Annotated in this window: 14 protein-coding genes; 5 read left to right on the top strand and 9 right to left on the bottom strand. The window is 68.0% G+C overall.

Features of this window, described 5'->3' with window-relative positions; all coding sequences use genetic code 11:
• Positions 1 to 63: 63 nt before the first annotated feature.
• Both EV138_RS37070 and EV138_RS37065 read left to right on the top strand, forming a co-directional pair.
• Positions 64 to 1,014, top strand: coding sequence for a nucleoside hydrolase (locus tag EV138_RS37070; RefSeq protein WP_133985486.1), 951 nt, complete (start codon positions 64 to 66; stop codon positions 1,012 to 1,014).
• A gap of 181 nt (positions 1,015 to 1,195) precedes the next feature.
• The gene (locus EV138_RS37065) at positions 1,196 to 2,524 is read left to right on the top strand and encodes a Gfo/Idh/MocA family protein (protein ID WP_238158620.1); all 1,329 of its coding nucleotides are present in this window, start codon (positions 1,196 to 1,198) and stop codon (positions 2,522 to 2,524) included.
• Between the two features lie 38 nt (positions 2,525 to 2,562).
• Here the strand turns inward: EV138_RS37065 and EV138_RS37060 are convergent, their stop codons facing one another.
• On the bottom strand, positions 2,563 to 3,039 hold the full coding sequence (locus EV138_RS37060; protein ID WP_133985484.1) for a LysM peptidoglycan-binding domain-containing protein: 477 nt from the start codon (positions 3,037 to 3,039) through the stop codon (positions 2,563 to 2,565).
• Positions 3,040 to 3,459: 420 nt separating this feature from the next.
• Between EV138_RS37060 and lexA the strand changes: the two genes are divergently transcribed.
• Together lexA and EV138_RS37050 are read left to right on the top strand one after the other, a co-directional pair.
• Complete coding sequence (gene lexA, locus EV138_RS37055; protein ID WP_133985482.1) at positions 3,460 to 4,236, top strand: transcriptional repressor LexA; 777 nt, start codon at positions 3,460 to 3,462, stop codon at positions 4,234 to 4,236.
• Positions 4,237 to 4,284: 48 nt separating this feature from the next.
• Complete coding sequence (locus EV138_RS37050; protein ID WP_112236702.1) at positions 4,285 to 4,797, top strand: glutathione peroxidase; 513 nt, start codon at positions 4,285 to 4,287, stop codon at positions 4,795 to 4,797.
• Positions 4,798 to 4,892: 95 nt separating this feature from the next.
• Here EV138_RS37050 and EV138_RS37045 read toward each other — a convergent pair whose 3' ends face one another.
• The 6 genes from EV138_RS37045 to macS all read right to left on the bottom strand — a co-directional run bounded on the left by EV138_RS37045 (position 4,893) and on the right by macS (position 12,913).
• Positions 4,893 to 5,483 (bottom strand): GNAT family N-acetyltransferase, encoded by a 591-nt coding sequence (locus EV138_RS37045; RefSeq protein WP_133985586.1) that lies wholly within the window; start codon positions 5,481 to 5,483, stop codon positions 4,893 to 4,895.
• Positions 5,484 to 5,528: 45 nt separating this feature from the next.
• On the bottom strand, positions 5,529 to 6,494 hold the full coding sequence (gene ligD / locus EV138_RS37040) for a non-homologous end-joining DNA ligase (protein WP_238158619.1): 966 nt from the start codon (positions 6,492 to 6,494) through the stop codon (positions 5,529 to 5,531).
• 27 nt (positions 6,495 to 6,521) lie between these two features.
• Positions 6,522 to 8,501: an ATP-dependent DNA helicase gene (locus EV138_RS37035; RefSeq protein WP_133985582.1), complete on the bottom strand. Its 1,980-nt coding sequence runs from the start codon at positions 8,499 to 8,501 to the stop codon at positions 6,522 to 6,524.
• 221 nt (positions 8,502 to 8,722) lie between these two features.
• Complete coding sequence (secD, locus tag EV138_RS37030) at positions 8,723 to 11,020, bottom strand: protein translocase subunit SecD (protein ID WP_133985480.1); 2,298 nt, start codon at positions 11,018 to 11,020, stop codon at positions 8,723 to 8,725.
• A gap of 106 nt (positions 11,021 to 11,126) precedes the next feature.
• Positions 11,127 to 11,777, bottom strand: a complete 651-nt coding sequence (locus EV138_RS37025) for a response regulator (protein WP_133985580.1) — start codon at positions 11,775 to 11,777, stop codon at positions 11,127 to 11,129.
• Positions 11,774 to 12,913: a MacS family sensor histidine kinase gene (gene macS / locus EV138_RS37020; protein WP_133985478.1), complete on the bottom strand. Its 1,140-nt coding sequence runs from the start codon at positions 12,911 to 12,913 to the stop codon at positions 11,774 to 11,776. The genes EV138_RS37025 and macS overlap by 4 nt, the downstream gene beginning before the upstream one ends.
• Before the next feature lie 221 nt (positions 12,914 to 13,134).
• Here macS and EV138_RS37015 point away from each other — a divergent pair, with 221 nt between their 5' ends.
• Positions 13,135 to 15,513: an immune inhibitor A domain-containing protein gene (locus tag EV138_RS37015; protein ID WP_238158618.1), complete on the top strand. Its 2,379-nt coding sequence runs from the start codon at positions 13,135 to 13,137 to the stop codon at positions 15,511 to 15,513.
• A gap of 96 nt (positions 15,514 to 15,609) precedes the next feature.
• Here the strand turns inward: EV138_RS37015 and hflX are convergent, their stop codons facing one another.
• Complete coding sequence (hflX, locus tag EV138_RS37010; RefSeq protein WP_133985474.1) at positions 15,610 to 17,085, bottom strand: GTPase HflX; 1,476 nt, start codon at positions 17,083 to 17,085, stop codon at positions 15,610 to 15,612.
• Positions 17,086 to 17,176: 91 nt separating this feature from the next.
• A complete protein-coding gene (gene dapF / locus EV138_RS37005; RefSeq protein ID WP_133985472.1) occupies positions 17,177 to 18,022 on the bottom strand; it encodes a diaminopimelate epimerase in 846 nt (281 codons plus the stop codon).
• Positions 18,023 to 18,057 lie beyond the last annotated feature (35 nt).

Here is an 18,057-nt window from a genome sequence, read left to right as displayed (position 1 = left end):
ATGCGCGCCCGGCAGGTCCCGGCCGGGTCCGTCGAGGCCTGGTCGATGGGTGAGGATGTGGGTATGAAACCGGTCATCCTCGACGTCGACACCGGGCTCGACGACGCATGCGCGCTGCTGCTCGCCGCCCGCCATCCGGAGCTCGACCTGCGAGCCGTGACCTGTGTCGGCGGCAACGTCGGCCTGGACGAGGTCGTCGTCAACACACTCACCGTCCTCGAAGCCGCCGGCCGCTCCGACGTCCCAGTGGCTCGCGGAGCCGCCCTGCCCTTGCTGCAACCGGTCCGGGCCGCCCCGCATGTCCACGGCATCGACGGACTCGGCAACCTCGACTGGCCCCGCTCGACCCGTACTACGGATTCGCGGCACGCCGTGGAGCTTCTGCGCGACGTGCTGCTCGAGGCCGCTCGGAGCGGCGACCGGGTGACGCTGATCCCGCTGGCTCCGATGACCAACATCGCGTTGCTGCTCAGGACGTATCCGGAGGCTGCGGCGGGGCTGGCCGAGATCGTCTTCATGGGCGGGGCGGCCGGGATCGGCAACGCGACGGCTTCGGCCGAGTTCAACATCTGGACCGACCCGGAGGCGGCCGCGATCGTGCTGGCCGCGGCGGGCGAACTCGGCGTACCGGTCACGATGTACGGGCTCGACGTGTTCTACGACGTGCTGATCACGCTCGACGAGGCGCGTGAATTGAAGGGATCTCCGTCGGCCGATCTGGCTCGGGCCCTGATCGAGAAGCGGAGCGAGCTGTACCGCGCCGATGGGGCCAGCATCGGGGACGGCGGAGCTGTGTGCGCCGTGATCGATCCGGCCGGGCTGACCACTCAGGCGTTCCCACTCCGGGTCGAGCTGTCCGGAAGCTGGTCGCGCGGCCGGACGATCGTCGACACGCGGGACTGGTCGAAGGACCTGAGCAGCGACCCACACGGCGCGGCGCCGACCGTGGTCCAGGTGGCGACGGCAGTGGACGCCCGCCGGTACGCCGACCTCTGGCTGCAGACCGTGAGCTGACGCGGCAACTGCGAACAGTGCGCTCACCCCGCCGGTGACTGGCGCGCCAGTGGCTGCGAACCGGGAGCTGACGGCAGCCTGCAGGTCGGAGACAGGCGTCCGGAATCGGCCACTCGGGTTGTCCGGCCGCGGTGGCGCGTGATTGGGTGGTAAGCGTTTGCCGTCTGCTCAGGGAGCGCTTGTGGCTATTGCGACCGAAGCCCGCCGTCGTTATGCCGTGGTCGGATTGGGGGCCCGGGCGCAGACCTTTGTCGACGCCTTGGCCGGCCCGTACGCCGACCGCGCGGAACTCGTCGGATTCTGCGATGTGAATCAGACCCGGATGGCCGTCCACAATCGCCGGCTGGCCGAGAAATTCGGGCACGCGGGCGTTCCGCAGTACGGCGCCGATGATTTCGATCGGATGCTCGAGGAACAGCAGGTCGATGTCGTCGTGGTGACGTCGATGGATCGGACCCACGACGAGTACATCGTGAGCGCGCTCGAGGCGGGGCTGGACGTCGTCACCGAGAAGCCGATGACGATGGATCCGGCGCGTTGCCGGCGCATTCTGGACGCCGCGGAGAAGGCGGCCGGATCGGTGCGGGTGGCGTTCAACTATCGCTACAACCCGGTGCACGAGAAGGTCCGGGAAGTGCTTCAGTCGGGCGCGATCGGTGAAATCGGTTCGGTGCATTTCGAATGGCTGCTCGATGTCCGGCACGGCGCCGACTACTTCCGTCGCTGGCACCGCGAGAAGTCCAACGCGGGCGGTCTGATGGTGCACAAGGCGACCCATCACTTCGACCTGGTGAACTGGTGGATCGATTCCGAGCCGGTGAAAGTCTTTGCCGACGGCAAGTTGTTCTTCTACGGCGCCGAGAACGGGCGGCAGCGCGGGCTTGCGCGCGACTACGAGCGGGCCGACGGTTCGGCGGCGGCTGCGGACGATCCGTTCGCGATCAAGCTCGCCGCGAACGACGTACTGCGGGAGCTGTATCTCGAAGCGGAGCACGAGGACGGGTACCACCGGGACCAGAACGTGTTCGGCGAGGGCATCACGATCGAGGACGACATGGCGGTGCTGGTCCGTTATGCCTCGGGGGCTTCGCTGAGCTACCACCTCACGGCGTACTCGCCGTGGGAGGGCTACCGGATCGGCTTCAACGGAAGCGCGGGGCGATTGGAGTTGCTGGTGCGGGAGAACACCTTCGCGACGCCACCGGAGGAACAGCGGCATGCGACGGCGGTGCAGCACGGGGATGCGGCGCCGGGTGAGACGGAGGCGCTGCTGACGCTGCATCCACTGTGGGAGCCGCCGCAGACGCTGCTGCATCACGAGCTGGGTCAGGGCCATGGCGGCGGCGATGCGCGACTGCTGGAGTCCCTGTTCGGCTCCCCCGGCGACGATCCGCTCGGCCGTAGCGCCGATCACCACGACGGTGCGCGCTCACTCCTGGTCGGCCTCGCCGCCAACCGCTCCTTCGAGACAGGCCAAGCAGTCGAGGTGTCGACCTTGCTCGACAGCTAGAGAGAGAACCGGGCCGGGCAACTCGGTCAACAGCTGGGTTAGCGGACCGGGACCTGGAGGGTTTGGCCGGGGGTGAGGTCGGCGGGGGTGCGGAGGTTGTTGAGGGTGGCGATCTGGTCGACGACGGTCGCGGGGTTGGCGGTCGGGTTGGTTTCCTGGGCGATCGACCAGAGGGACTGGCCGGCGCCGACCTGGACCGAGATGGTGTGGCTGAACTGCGGGGCGGGGTCGAGGACACCGGCGACGCGGAGGCCGAGAACGGCGATCGCGGCACCGAAGACCAGCACCGAGACGGTGGTGAGCAGCATCCGGCCGCGCCTGGTCAGGCGCAGGGCGGGCGGCTCGATCTCGGCGAGCTGGTGGTGCCGGCCGAGGTCGTCACCGGAGCAGGCACGAACCGGCAGGCTCTCGGTCGTCGTCCCCGCGATGCGCCGGCGCCGGGTCGGACGGTTGCCGTCCACCTCGGGCACGGTTGTCACCTGAGTCGCGCCTGCTGCCAGGGCCGCTGTCCTCATCGGATCCTCCAGACCTTCGTTCAGACCTCGTGCTGCGGTGTCGATCTCTGTCTATCGGCCGCCGCCGACAGTTTTCGTCGAGCGACCCCATCGGTCCCTCGAACGGTCCACCCGGCGAACTCGCCGGCGAGCCGTTCCGGCACCCGAACCCGAACACCTGTTCGATCGAACGCCTGTACGAATGATTAACCGAACCGCGCCCGGGACGCAACCATTTCCAACCACGACACGCCGTCGATATTCCCGTCGGCCGAGCCGCCAGGCGGGCTCTATAACCTGACACACGAACAAACGTGCGAACCGACACGCCTTCGAACAGATGTTTGAAGAATCTCAGGATTCGGTCTACGGTCTTCTCAGTCGTTGAAAGCTTTGGCCGGGGGTGCGACTGCCGGCCTGACCCGAGGGAGTTGCCAGCCGATGGCCAGGACGCCGAGCGGTTCCAGCAAGGACGGACGCCTGAGCGCGGAGGCCGCCGGGCCGACCGTGTCCGAGCTGCCCGACGGTCCGGCGGACGCCACCGGTCTCACCCCGAGGCAGCGGCGGGTGCTGGACGTCATCCGCGATTCGGTCGACAGTCGGGGCTACCCGCCCTCGATGCGGGAGATCGGCGAGCGGGTCGGGCTGACGAGTTCCTCGTCGGTGTCGCACCAGCTCCGCGTGCTGGAGCAGAAGGGCCTGCTCCGCCGCGACCCGAACCGGCCGCGCGCGATCGAGGTCCGCTATCCGGGCGAGGTCGCGGACGCCGCGGCGCGCCGGGGATCGGTCGGCTCGGTGCGGCAGACGGCGTACGACGAGACCGGGGCCGGCGACGCGCACCCGGACGCGGCGTACGTGCCGGTGCTGGGCCGGATCGCCGCCGGTGGGCCGATCCTGGCCGAGCAGGAGGTCGAGGAGATCTTCCCGTTGCCCAGGGCAATGGTTGGTGAGGGCACCTTGTTCATGCTGCGGGTCAAGGGTGAATCGATGATCGAGGCGGCGATCTGCGACGGCGACTGGGTCGTGGTCCGCCAGCAGCCGAACGCCGAGAACGGTGACATCGTCGCTGCGATGATCGACGGCGAGGCGACGGTGAAGACGTTCAAGAAGACCAAGAGCGAGATCCTGCTGCTCCCGCACAACCCGGCTTTCTCGCCGATCGACGGCAAGGACGCGACCATCCTCGGCAAGGTCGTAACAGTTCTGCGGCGTGTCTGACATCTCAGACGGCGAGCGGAGTCAGCGCGGACATGTCAGGATTGAGATATGACGACTGTCTATGACTTCAGTGCCACCCGGATCGAAGGCAATGAACAGTCTCTTGCCGACTTCCGTGACCAGGTGCTCCTGGTGGTGAATACGGCCTCGCAATGCAGCCAGACCCCGCAGTACTCCGGCCTGCAGAAGCTGTACAAGACGTACCGCAAGCAGGGCTTTTCCGTGCTCGGATTCCCCTGCGACCAGTTCGGCCACCAGGAGCCCGGCGACGAGAACGAGATCGCGAACTTCTGTTCGACGATCTATCACGTGTCCTTCCCGATGTTCGCCAAGATCGATGTGAACGGGTCCAAGACACTGCCGCTGTACAACTGGCTCAAGCGGGAGCAAGGCGGGCTGCTCGGCGGGCGGATCAAGTGGAACTTCACCAAGTTCCTGATCGCCCGCGACGGCAGCGTGATCGGCCGCTACGCCCCGACCCACACCCCGGAGAAGCTGGCCGACAAGATCGAGGCGGCCCTCGCCGTACCGGCTCCCAGCCGGCGCGAATCAAGCGACTGATCCCACGCAGGGTGGAATCGATACCCGATCCACCCTGATCAGTGCTCCCCTGGCGCCGTTTGCGGACTCGCCGACGTTGTTGGGGCGGCTTGGGATCACGGCGTTGCGAGCCGGTCGCCTCGGAGGCCCACGCAGTCCAGGGCCCAGAAGGTGTCGGAGTACACGAAGGTGCCGGTCATCCATTCCTCGTACGAGGAGAGCTTGGCGACCTGGAAGGCGCCGGGCGGATACCGCAAAGTCGGCGGACGAAAGCCGGCCGTTGTCGCATCGACGAAGCCGCGCTTGCCGTAGTACTGCGGTGAGCCCTCCAGAAACACCAGAGGAACGCCGTGACTGTCGGCTTCCGCGAGGGCGTGTGCGACGAGTCGAGTGCCGATTCCCTGGCTCTGGAAATCAGGCAGCACGCCCAAGGGCGACAGCGTGAACACACCGACGAGGCGGGGTAGAGCATCCAAGCGGCAGCCGCTGAGCATCACGTGGCCAACCACTCGCTCACCGACGAGCGCGACCCACGACAACGGCGCCAGCAACGCCGGAGCCACGCGCAACGCGTCGACCAGCACCGGAACCCGCTCACCGTCGCCGAACGCGAGAGCGTGAACCTCCCGCACAGCCTGATGATCCTCGGCGCGTTCCTCCCGGATCACCAGTTCGACGTGTTCGCCCTCAGGATCGCTGCTGTCCATCACCGCGCCAGGCTAGTGGTTCTCCTGCCATTGACTGAGTGATTTTCAGCGGGTTACTGATTCGGGGTCTATGTCCAGGCGGAGGCCTCGCCAGACGGGGTGGCGGAGGCGGCCGTCGGCGGCCCAGCCGGAGTAGGTGACTTCGGCGACCAGGAGGGGGTCGAGCCAGTGGGCGGCGCGGCGGTCCGAGGTGGGGACGGAGGAGACGTCGAAAGGTGGGGTGTCGATCTCGAGGGCGGCGAGTTCGGCGCTGAGGATTTCGAGCATGGCGAAGTCGAGGCCGGAGCCGACCTTGCCGATCAGGACCAGGTCGTCGCCGTCGTACGCGCCGCAGTACAGGGAGCCGATCTTGCCCTCGCGGTTCCCCTCCCCCGGATGCCAGCCGCACAGGATGACGTCCCGGGTGAGCACGGGCTTGACCTTCACCCAGTCCGCGCTGCGCTTACCCGGCAGGTAGCGCGACTTGCGCCGCTTGGCGACCACGCCTTCGAGGCCGGTCGAGGCCGACAGCTCGAGCGCCTCCTCGCCGTCGGCGTAGCTCTGCGGGATCTCCCAGAACGGGTCGGACAGCTCCAGCGACTCGAGCAACCCGCGACGTTCGTCGTACGTTGCCTCTAGCAACGACTTCCCGTCGAACCGCAGTATGTCGAAGACTCGCACCGAGACCGGCACCTGCTTGATCAGCTGCGCTAGCTGACGTGGATCCCGAACGTGCATCCGCCGCTGCAGCAGCCCGAACGACGGCGCCCCGTTCTCGTCCAGCGTGACGATCTCACCATCCAGTACTGCGGGGAGCCGCAGCCCGGCGTCGCCGGCCAGCCCGACCAGCTCCGGGTACCCGGCGGACACGTCGCGGCTGTTGCGGGACCACAGCCGGCAACTGTCCTCGTCGACCTCGGCGATGACCCGGATGCCGTCCCACTTCATCTCGTACGACCAGCCCGGGCCGGTCGGCATCGGTCCGAGTGCCGCCATCATCGGCAGCACCGGCGGACCACCGGCCGGACTCAACGGATCACCCGGGCAGGACTCATCGGCTCAGGTGTCCTGGAGTCGTTTCAGCGCGCCGAGCACCTTCTCACGATCGGCGGTCGGCCACATCGGTGGCAAGGAGGCGCGCAGATAACCGCCGTACCGCGCGGTCACGATCCGTGGGTCCAGGATCGCCACGACGCCCCGGTCGGACGTACGCCGGATCAGCCGGCCGGTCCCCTGGGCGAGCAGCAGCGCGGCATGGGTCGCGGCGACGGCCATGAAGCCGTTCCCGCCCGCCTCGTCGACGGCTCGTTGCCGGGCCGCCATCAGCGGTTCGTCGGGACGCGGGAACGGCACCCGGTCGATGATCACCAGGTTGCAGGTCGAGCCCGGCACGTCGATGCCCTGCCACAGCGACAAGGTGCCGAACAGTGACGTCTCCGGGTCCTCGATGAACTCGCGGGCCAACTCACCCAATTGCGCGTCGCCCTGGCAGAGCACCTTCAGGTCGGTCGCCTCGCGCACAGCGGCGGTCGCGGCCTCGGCTGCCCGGCGCGACGAGAACAATCCGAGCGTCCGGCCACCAGCGGCCGTGATCAGGTCGATGATCTCCTCGAACTGCTTCTTGCCCAGCCCGTCGCGATGCGGCGGCGGCAGATGCTTGGCGACGTACAGAATCCCCTGTTTCTCGTACTCGAACGGGGAGCCGACGTCGAGCCCACGCCACGGCAGCGGGCCGGTGTCGGAGTCGGCGTCGACAGAAGGCATCTCGTCGCCGTCGGCCAGTTTGTCGGACGGTCGCAGCCCGACCTGGCGCGCGATCGCGTCGAAGTCACCGCCGAGCGTCAGCGTCGCCGAGGTGAGGACAACGGTCCGGTCCTTGAGGACCAGCTCGCGAAGCAGGCCGGCCACCGTCAGCGGCGCGATCCGGAGCTCGCGGCCGAAGCGCTCGCGGTCGACCAGCCAGACCACGTCCAGGTCGCTCAGCGCGGCGACCCGCTCGGCGACGTCGAAGATCTCCTTCACCGCGCCCTTGGACTGCCGCTTGGCGCCGTCGGGATCGTTGTCGGCGTCGTCGGACTTCTTGTTCAGGTCGGAGTACACAGAACGCGCGGCGTCGCGGACCAGACCGGCGGCTTCGAGGACAACGCCGTTCGCTGCTTCGATCCGCCCCTCACGAGTCTCGTCCAAAGCGGCCCGCAGCGCGTCGGAGGCGTCGATGAGGTCGTCCGCGTGGTCGTCGTCGACGAACCGGCGGGCGCGTTTGGCGGCGCGCTCGACCATCTGTGGCGACAGTTCGGCGCCGGCCGCGCCGGTCACCCGGGCGGGAAGTTCGTGCGCCTCGTCGATGACGACCACGTCGTGCTCGGGCAGCACGGTTCTGTTCTCGAAGGCGTCGATCGAGAGCAGTGCGTGGTTGGTGATCACGATGTCGGCCTTGCGGGCCTGCTCTTTCGCCTTCTCGGCGAAGCACTCGTCGCCGTACGGGCATTTCTGGGCGCCGAGACACTCGCGGGCGGCGATCGCCACCTGCTGCCAGGCCTGGTACTGATGGGTGGGCGCGTGATCGCGATCCCCCGCCTCGCCGTCGAGCAACTGCTGCTCGGCCCAGTCGCGCAACTCCAGCACCTGCTGGCCGACAGGTCCGGCCGGCGGGATGTCGATCAGCATGCCGTCGTCATCGGGCGCGCCTTCGCGGATCCGGTGCAGGCAGGCGTAGTTGTTCCGGCCCTTCTGGATCGCGTACGCCGGGCGGCGCGGCAACAGCTTCTCCGTCGCCTCCAGCAGGGCCGGCACATCGCGGTCGACCAGCTGCGACTGGAGCGCCAGCGTCGCTGTCGACACCACTACGCGGCGGTCCTCCAAGGCATGCAGCAACGCGGGCACCAAGTACCCGAGTGACTTCCCCGTTCCGGTGCCGGCTTGGACGAGGAGATGGGATCCGTCTTCCATCGCCCCGTTGACCGCCTCGGCCATTTCCACCTGGCCAGGACGCGTCTGACCACCGATACCGGAGACCGCGGCCTCCAGCAGTTCACGCACTTCGACACCCACCGCATCACCCTAGCCCGCCCGACGGACATTCCCCGACCACCGCACACCGCCCTGTGGAAAACCCCCTTTGCTGACCGCATTGGTCACCAGGCGCGAGGGAAGGCGGGGCAAGGAAGGCGGTGCGGGGTGACGGCAGGGCGAGACCGGGTGACCAGCGGGCGCGACGGCTGAGGGCGGGGCGGGCGGGGCGGGGCGGGCGGGCGTGGCGTCTAGACGACTGCGCCGCGGTCTGGTTCGGAGTCGCGGTCGCGTTGTTTCGTCTTCGGGCGGGGCGGTGGGGCCGGGTAGCGCTTTTCCAACTCGACCAGCAGTGGGGCTGCGGTCAGGTTGGAGGAGTAGGTGCCTACGAGGATGCCGAGGAGGAGCGCCAGGGCGAAGTCGGCCAGGGAATCGCCGCCCAGGAAGAGCAGGGCGGCCAGGATGAACAGCGTGCTGATGCCGGTGTTGATGGTCCGGGGCAGCACGTTGACGATTGCCGTGTCGACGACCGGGCCGAGGTTCTCGGTCGAGCGTGCGTTGCGGGTCTCGCGGATGCGGTCGAAGACGACGACCGAGTCGTTGACGGTGTACCCGATGATCGTCAGCAGCGCGGCCAGGAAGATCCCGTCCACCGGCTTGCCGGTCCAGGCGAACACGCCGATGACGACCGCGACGTTCTGCAGCAGAGCCAGGACGGCACCGGCGCCGAACGTCCACCGGAATCGCACCGCGAGATACGCCAACTGAGCCAGCAGCGCGACCCCGAGGGCGATCAGCGCCTTGTTCCGCAGTTCGTTGCCCAGCGACGGCCCGATGCTCTCGTTGCGAACCACATCCGCGCTGCCACCGATCCGGGACAGCGACTCGCGGATCTTCTCGGCCTCGTCATCGCTGATCGTGCCGGTCCGCACAGTGATGTCGTCGGCGCCAGACGCCTGTACGACGGCCGTCGGGTAACCGGCCTCGGCCACGGCGGCCCGCGCCTGATCGGGCGTGATCCGCTGAGCCGTACTCACCTCGATCAGCCGGCCACCGGTGAACTCGACGCCCAGGTTCAGTCCGCGGACTCCCACGCCCGCGATGCTGACGACGATCGCGACGGCCGTGATGACGAGCCAGCGCCGGCTGTGCTTCATCAGCGGTGGGCGGCGCGTCTCGAGCCAGGTGCGCACCCGGCCGTGACCGGCGATCCCGCTGAGCGCCGGTCGCCGCAGAACGAACTTCCGCGACACGAAGAACTCCGCGAGCACGCGCGTGACAACCAGCGCGGACAGCATCGAAGCCAGTACGCCGATGCTCAGCGTCACCCCGAAGCCGCGCACCGGGCCGGCCGCCAGGAAGAAGAGCAGTCCGGCGGCGAGCAAAGTGGTGATGTTGGAGTCCGCGATCGCCGACAGCGCGTTCTGGAAGCCGCTGCGCAGAGATCTCCTGAGGCCGTCGGTGCGGCCAGCGATGTAGTCCTCGCGAGCGCGCTCGAAAACAAGGACGTTCGCGTCCACCGCCATCCCGATCGCGAGCACGAATCCGGCCAGACCGGGCAAGGTCAGCGTCGCCCCGAGCGCGGTCAACGCGGCGTACGACATCCCCGAGTAGGCGATCAGGCCGAACACCGCCATCAGGCCGACCAACCGGTACACGAAGATGATGAAGAGCGCGGTGAGCCCGATGCCGATGGCGCCGGCCAGCGCGCTCGCCTGGATCGCGTCCTTGCCGAGCGACGGGCCGACCGTGCGCTGGTCGACGACGTGCACCGGCACCGGCAGCGAGCCGCCCTCGATCAGCGCGGCGAGGTCCTTGGCCTCGTCCTCGGTGAAGGAGCCCGAGATCGTGCTGGTGCCGCCCGCGATGCCGATGTTGCAGAGCTGGCCGCCGCCGTTCGGGTCGACCTGCGGGGCGGTGATCACCTCGTTGTCGAGCACGATCGCGACCCGTCGCGCCGGCGTACCGACCGGCTCGCAGGCCGCCTTGCCGGTGATGTTCGCCCAGATCTTGCCGCCGTCGTCCTTGAAGTCCAGCTGGACGAACCAGCCGGAAGCCTGCTGGGTGTCGAACAGCCCGTCGGCACCGCCGACCCTCTCCCCCGTCATGGCAGGCTTGGCCAACTTCAGGAAGCCGCCGCCCGAATCGTCGGGCAGGTAGAGGTCGCCCGCTGCCGGCTTGGCCGGTTTGGCGGCCACCTGGTCGAGCACTTCGTGGAAGGTCAGCTGGGCGGTCTTGCCGATCACCTTCGCGGCCTCGCGGGGATCCTGAACCCCGGGCAGCTCGACGATGATCCGCTTGTCGCCCTGCCGGGTGACGCTCGGCTCGCTGACGCCGAGCGCGTCGATCCGGCGCCGCAGTACCTCCAGCGCCTTGTCCGTGGTCTCCTTGCCGGCCTTCACCGTCGGCGAGTCGCTCGTCTCCAGCACGATCTGGGTGCCGCCGCGCAGGTCCAGGCCGAGTTGTGGCTTCGCGGTCATCACGACGTAGCCGGAAGCGGCCAGGACGAGGAACGCGAACAGCGCTCGGACGAGGGACGAGCGTTTCACTGACAGCCTCCGGGAGATGGGCACTCTGGGTAAGAGTGTCGTGACTCAGAGCAGACCACTGGGGGTGGAACGCACAGTGTATGGAGGCATTCAAGGCCGCTGCGGTCTAAGCGGTCGGCTCCTCGTCGGCGGAGTCGATGCCGTGTTCGATGGCGTAGCGCACGAGTTCGGCGCGGTTGTGGAGCTGCAATTTGCGCAGCGTGTTCTGCACGTGGTTCTCGACGGTCCGGTGGGACAGCACCAACCGGGTCGCGATCTGGCGAGCGGTCAGGCCACGCGCGACGAGTCGTAGTACCTCGGTCTCCCGCTCGGTGAGCTGAGGCACCTCCGGTCCTGCCCCGAGCCGCCGGTACTCACCCAGCAGCAGCCCGGCCAGCCCAGCACTGAAGACGGCGTCCCCCTCAGCAGTACGCCGTACTGCGTCGTCGAACTCGTCCAGCGATGCAGACTTCACCAGATAACCGGAGGCGCCGTTCTTCACAGCAGCCAGTACGTCGGCCTGCTCGGCGCTGGCCGACAACACGAGCACCCTGGTGTCCGGTAGCGCAGCGGTGATCTCCCGGGTCGCATCGACGCCGGACCCCTGGCCCAGCTGCAGATCCATCACCACCACGTCCGGCCGGGTCGCCAGTGCGATGCGGATTCCACTCGAGACGTCGGCGGCGGTCGCGCAGACGTCGTACCCGCGGCTGCCCAGATCCCGGGCGACGCCCTCGCGCCACATCGGGTGGTCGTCGACGATCATCACCCGCGTCATCTGCTGCCCACTCTCATCTCCCACTCGGTCCCCTCGCCCGGAGCGGTCCGGACCGAGACGCTGCCACCCAGATCGGCGATCCGGCCGCGGATCGACTGGCTCACGCCGAGGTGACCGTCGGAGGTGGCCTGTTCGAGCCGGTCGGGTGTCGTCCCGGTTCCATCGTCGCGGACGGACAGCAGGACCTCGTCACCGAGGTCCTCGACCACCACCCACGACCGGGCGCCCGGCCCGGCGTGCTTGTCGACGTTGCTCAGGGCTTCCTTGACGACGGCAACCAGTTCGGTAGCGGTGGCCGTCGGCAACAACACCTGCCCGGCCGGTACGACGACGTCCACCCGCGGCGTGGCCAACGGGATCAGCAGCATGCAGAGGTCGATCCGTCCTCGATCACCAGTCGACGGCCGGGAGGCCATCAGGGTGCGCAGAGCGACCTCCTGCTCGGCAGCGAGCGCCGCGAGCTCGGCTGCCTCGCCGCCGATCGCAGTACCGCGTCGTTGCACCTGGGCAAGCACCTGCAGTACTCCGTCGTGGATCGACCTGCCCAGGCGGAGCCGCTCGGCCGCGGCGCCCTCGGCGGCGATCGCCTCGCGCAGCCGGGCGTTGGCGCGGCGCATAGTGGTCGCTGCGTACCCGACGACGAGCCCGGCGACCAGGAGCAGTTGGACGTTGCTGAGGATCTTCGAAGCGTGGTCGACTCCGCGCAGAGACAACAGGGCGAGGCTGATGGTCGCAGCGCCGAGCAGACCGCCGTCACGGCCGCGGGAGATGGCCAGTGCGATCACCGGACCCGCTGCCCAGACAGACGTGAGCACGGAGGCTCCGCCTCGGATGTCGAGCAGCGGCTGGGCCAGCAGGGTCGCATACATGCAGCCGACCGTCACCACCAGGTCGGCGAGGGCCAGCCGGGTGTTCCGGCGGCCCCAGTGCCTGCTGTAGCCGATCGAGGCGACGACGGTCCACACGCCCATGATGGCGAGCTGGGCGACCGCCCCCGAGTGCCGATGGATGCCGTCCCAGCGAGTCCACACCCCGAAGCAGGCGAAGAGCCAGGTGATCACCCGGAACACGACCAGCGCACGCCAAAGCGGCAACAGCAGGTCCGCGGCGTCACCACGCGACCGGACATCCTCCATGCCGGACAGTGTGCCAATCAGCCGGTCCCTGACGCTGCGTACAGGTACTCCACTCGACTGAGTGGTCTTACCCAGGTCCGTGCGCGCATGATTCCCCGCTGTTACCTGGAAAATTCCGCCGAACCACTTCATCAACCCGCCTTTTCCCCGTACTGTCGCGCAGAAGTACACGCTCGGGGGAGCACTACTCACACTCCGTTACCACCTGACGGAGTGGATTTATGAGCTGGGAGGGAAACGTGCGCAAGGTAACTGTCGGGCTGGTCAGCCTGGCTATTGCGGCGACCTTCGGCCTGAGCATCAGCCAGGCCGGGAACGCCGTCACACAGCAGCCGTCCTCGGGCGGCACCACGAACGCCAGCGAGGCACCGGCCTCTGACGAGCTGCCGAACCCGCTGGAGGACAAGCGCCGGGATCTGCGTCAGGAGGCGATCACCAAGCTCCTGAACGGCACCGGCAAGGCCGAGAAGCGCGGCGCCAGCACGGTGATGAAGCTGGGCACCAAGACCAAGGGAGCCAAGGGCGCGAAGAACGCCCAGGGCAAGGTCGACCAGTACGTCGAGCTGTCCCGGGAGAAGACCGACAAGATCTTCGTCATCCTGGCCGAGTTCGGCAACCAGCGGCACCCGAGCTACCCCGACCAGGACACCGACCCGGCGACGCCCGGTCCGGCCACCTTCGACGGCCCGCTGCACAACGCGATCCCGGCTCCGAACCGGGCGGTGGACAACTCGACCGTCTGGCAGGCCGACTACTCGGCCCAGCACTACCGCGACCTGTACTTCGGCAGCGGCAACTCGGTGAAGAAGTACTACGAGAAGCAGTCCTCCGGCCGCTACTCGGTCAACGGCGAGGTCAGCGACTGGGTGAAGGTGCCCTACAACGAGGCACGTTACGGCCGGTCGAACGGCTTCCCGTGCGCCGGCAACGTCTGCAACAACACCTGGGCCCTGGTCCAGGACGCCGTGAACCAGTGGGTCACGGACCAGAAGGCCAAGGGCCAGACCGACGCGCAGATCAAGGCCGACCTGGCGACGTACGACCAGTGGGACCGCTACGACTACGACGGTGACGGCAACTTCAACGAGCCGGACGGCTACATCGACCACTTCCAGATCGTCCACTCCGGTGGCGACCAGGCCGATGGTGACCCGCAGCAGGGTGAGGACGCGATCTGGTCGCACCGCTGGCGTGTCCAGACCCCGGGTGGCCCGGCCAACTTCCCGATCGGTGGCGCCCAGATCGGCAACACCGGCGTGTGGGTCGGCGACTACACGGTGCAGCCGGAGAACGGCGGCATCAGCGTCTTCGCGCACGAGTACGGCCACGACCTCGGCCTGCCGGACCAGTACGACACGGCCGGCGGCGAGAACGGCGTCAACTGGTGGACGATCATGGCGCAGAGCCGGGTCAGCAAGCCCACCGACGGCGGCATCGGCGAGCAGGCGGCCGACTTCGGCGCCTGGGACAAGATGTTCCTCGGCTGGCTGGACTACGAGATCGTGAACTCCGGCCAGAACCGGACCGTCGAGCTCGGCCCGTTCGAGTACAACACCGCCAAGGCCCAGGGCCTGGTGGTCACGCTGCCGAAGAAGCAGGTGGTCAGTCCGCTGGTCACTCCCCCGGTCGGCACCAAGCAGTGGTGGAGCGGGCAGGGCAACAACCTCGACCGTTCGATGAGCCGCCAGGTCACGCTGCCGGCCGGCTCGGCCAGCCTGACCTTCCAGGCGAACTACGACATCGAGGACTGCGGTCCGGACCCGTGTGACTACGCCTACGTCGAGGTCAACGACGGCACCGGCTACAAGGCGATCCCCGGCAGCATCACCAAGGCGGCCGAGGGCAACGGTATCGACGGCACCAGCGCCGGCTGGGTCCCGGCCACCTTCGACCTGTCCGCCTACGCGGGCAAGACGATCGGCCTGCAGCTGCACTACGTGACCGACGCGGCGGCCGGCGGCAAGGGCTTCTTCGTCGACGACCTCAAGGTCACCTCGGGCACCACCACGGTGGTCGACTCGGGTGCGGAGACGTCACCGGAGGGCTGGACGCTGAACGGCTTCAGCTCCGTCGGCGCCAGCATCACCACGCTGTACGACAACTACTACATCGCGACGAACGTGAACCACATCTCGTACGACGCGAACCTCAAGACCGGCCCGTACAACTTCGGCTTCCTGAACACCCAGCCGGACAAGGTCGAGCACTTCCCGTACCAGCCGGGTCTGCTGATCTGGTACGTCGACACCTCGACGCCGGACAACAACACCAGCGTGCACCCGGGCACGGGCCGGGCCCTGCCGATCGACTCGCGGCCGGTCCCGATCAACCGGATGGACGGAACCGTCTGGCGCCCGCGCGTCAGCGGCTACGACGCTCCGTTCGGGCTCACCAAGGCTGACTCGTTCACGCTGCACTTCAACGGCCAGCCCAGCTACATCCGTGGACAGGCCGCCGTGCCGACGTTCAACGACAGCAAGACCTACTGGTACCCGGAGCTTCCGAGTGCCGGTGTGAAGGTCCCGAACAACGGGGTCAACATCAAGGTCACCGGTCAGAGCGGCACCTCGATGACCGTGAAGGTCTCGAAGCGCAGCTGATGCCCTGAGCAACAAAAACCGGCGGCCCTGGGAAATCTCCCAGGGCCGCCGGCCTTTTGTGTCCCGGCAGTGCGAGAAGCACACCGCCGTACGGCGTCAGCGCGTAGTACTGACCTCGTACGGCGCGAGTTCGTCGGCCAGGCCGGCGTGGACGCGGGCGGCGAGGCGGGTGCCTTCGCCGGTGTGCTCCAGGGTGTCGACCGAGCCCTCGGAGTGGATCCGCGAGACCAGGTCGCCGCGGTCGTACGGCAGCAGCAGGTCGACCGAGACGTCCGGCTGGGGCAGCGACGCCTCGACCAGCGCGGTCAGCTTGTCGATGCCGTCGCCGGTCCGCGCGGAGACCACGATCGCGTGCGGCTCCCGGTGCAGGATCGGCGCCAGGGCCATCGGATCGGCCAGGTCGGCCTTGTTGATCACGATGATCTCCCGGACGTCACCCGCGCCGATCTCGGCGAGCACCTCACGGACCGCCTGGATCTGCGCCAGCGGGTCGGGATGCGAACCGTCCACCACGTGCAGCAGCAGATCCGCGTCGGCGACCTCTTCCAGCGTGGAGCGGAACGCCTCGACGATGTCGTGCGGCAGGTGCCGGACGAATCCGACGGTGTCGGTGAACGTGTAGACGCGGCCGTCCGACGTCGTCGTACGCCGGGTGGTCGGGTCCAGGGTCGCGAACAGCGCGTTCTCGACCAGCACGCCGGCACCGGTGATCTTGTTCAGCAGCGAGGACTTGCCGGCGTTGGTGTACCCGGCGATCGCGACCGACGGGATCGAGTGCCGACGGCGCTCCTGACGCATCGTCGAGCGGGTGCCCTTCAAGGCCTTCAGCTCGTGCCGCAGCTTGGCGATCTTGGTGTTGATCCGGCGCCGGTCGGTCTCGATCTTGGTTTCACCGGGACCACGGCCACCGATACCGCCACCGGCCGCACCGACGCGACCACCGGCCTGGCGGGACAGGTTCCCACCCCAACCACGCAGCCGCTGCTTCATGTACTGCAGCTGGGCCAGCTCGACCTGCGCCTTGCCTTCCTTGCTCTTCGCGTGCTGGGCGAAGATGTCCAGGATCAGCGCGGTCCGGTCGACCACCTTGACCTTGAGCTTGTCCTCCAGGTTGCGCAGCTGGGCAGGCGCGAGCTCGCCGTCGGCGATCACCGTGTCGGCACCGAGCGACGCGACCAGGTTGCGCAGGTCGGCCACCTTGCCGGAACCGATGAAGGTCGCCGGGTCCGGCTTCTTGCGCCGCTGGATCACGCCGTCGAGCACCTCGGAACCGGCGGTCTCGGCGAGCAGTTTCAGCTCGGCGAGCGAGTTCTCGGCGTCCTCGGCACTGCCTTCGGTCCACACCCCGACCAGCAGGACGCGCTCCAGCAGAAGTTTGCGGTACTCGACCTCGCTGATATCGGTCAGCTCGGTCGACATCCCGACCACGCGCCGCAGCGCCTGGCGTTCCTCGAGCTCGAGTCCCTCGGTGCTCAGCGAGGTGTCGTAACCCGACGAAGAGTCCGAGTCCTCGCCCTGGTCCAGGTCGAGTTCGACATCTGCTTCTTCGTATGAATGCGATTGGGTCGTCATATACCTTCCATCGTGGCACGGAGCGCCCGGACAGGCGACCCGATTAACAGTCCAACGACCGCACGTGGTACCGAATTCCCCGTACTACGCCTCAGGCGGGCAGCCAGCTGCGCGAAAATTCACCGCGAGCGTGGATCACGGCAGGCCCGGTCATCTCCAGGTGGTTGTCCTCACGCCAGGTGACGGTGAGCTCACCCCCCGGTACGCCGACCTTGTACGTGACCGGTGCCTCCTGGTGGGCCGCCCGGGCGGACGCCACCGCCACGGCACAGGTCCCGGTGCCGCACGAGCGGGTCTCCCCCGAGCCGCGCTCGTGCACGCGCATCTGTACCTGGTTCGGGCCTTTGCGGACGACGAACTCCACGTTCACGCCGTTCGGGTAGGCCTCGGCCGGGGACCACACCGGTGGATCCACCAGCGCGCCGGGCTCACGGAGGTCGTCGACGAAGGCAACGGCATGCGGGTTGCCCACGTTCACGTGCAGGGCCGGCCACTGGTGACCGTTCGCCTCCACGACGATGCCGGCCGGACCCGGGAAGCTCGGCTCGCCCATGTCGACGGTGATCGTGCCGTCGTCGTTGAACGAGACTTCCTTGATGCCGGCCCTGGTCCCGATCCGGACCGGCTTGTCGCCGACCAGGCCCGCCTCGGCGAGGTAGCGGGCGAACACGCGGATCCCGTTGCCGCACATCTCGCCGATGGTCCCGTCGGAGTTCCAGTAGTCCATGAACCAGGCGCCGCCGTCCTCGACGTACGCCTGCTTCGACCCTTCGATCACCCGCAGGACGCCGTCGGCCCCGATCCCGGCATGCCGGTCACACAGGAACCGCACCAACGCGGCATCCAGGTCCCCGTGTACGGTCCCGTCGGGATCCGGCAGCAGCACGAAGTCATTCTCCGTGCCATGCCCTTTGAGCCAGCTGAAAGTCTCTCCCACACCCCGATCCTACGGTGCGGGCGATGTGAGCCGGT

The sequence above is a fragment of the Kribbella voronezhensis genome, from assembly GCF_004365175.1.
GTDB lineage: Bacteria > Actinomycetota > Actinomycetes > Propionibacteriales > Kribbellaceae > Kribbella > Kribbella voronezhensis.
The sequence above is the reverse complement of the archived record's forward strand: the minus strand, read 5'-3'. Positions and strand labels throughout refer to the sequence as shown.

Excerpts from the sequence above, each read along its gene's own strand:
- EV138_RS37045 (WP_133985586.1), bottom strand. The coding sequence starts at position 5,483 with ATGGACAGCAGCGATCCTGAGGGCGAACACGTCGAACTGGTGATCCGG.
- lexA (WP_133985482.1), top strand. The coding sequence starts at position 3,460 with ATGGCCAGGACGCCGAGCGGTTCCAGCAAGGACGGACGCCTGAGCGCG.
- EV138_RS37070 (WP_133985486.1), top strand. The coding sequence starts at position 64 with ATGAAACCGGTCATCCTCGACGTCGACACCGGGCTCGACGACGCATGC.
- hflX (WP_133985474.1), bottom strand. The coding sequence starts at position 17,085 with ATGACGACCCAATCGCATTCATACGAAGAAGCAGATGTCGAACTCGAC.
- EV138_RS37025 (WP_133985580.1), bottom strand. The coding sequence starts at position 11,777 with ATGACGCGGGTGATGATCGTCGACGACCACCCGATGTGGCGCGAGGGC.
- macS (WP_133985478.1), bottom strand. The coding sequence starts at position 12,913 with ATGGAGGATGTCCGGTCGCGTGGTGACGCCGCGGACCTGCTGTTGCCG.
- EV138_RS37015 (WP_238158618.1), top strand. The coding sequence starts at position 13,135 with ATGAGCTGGGAGGGAAACGTGCGCAAGGTAACTGTCGGGCTGGTCAGC.
- EV138_RS37050 (WP_112236702.1), top strand. The coding sequence starts at position 4,285 with ATGACGACTGTCTATGACTTCAGTGCCACCCGGATCGAAGGCAATGAA.
- EV138_RS37060 (WP_133985484.1), bottom strand. The coding sequence starts at position 3,039 with ATGAGGACAGCGGCCCTGGCAGCAGGCGCGACTCAGGTGACAACCGTG.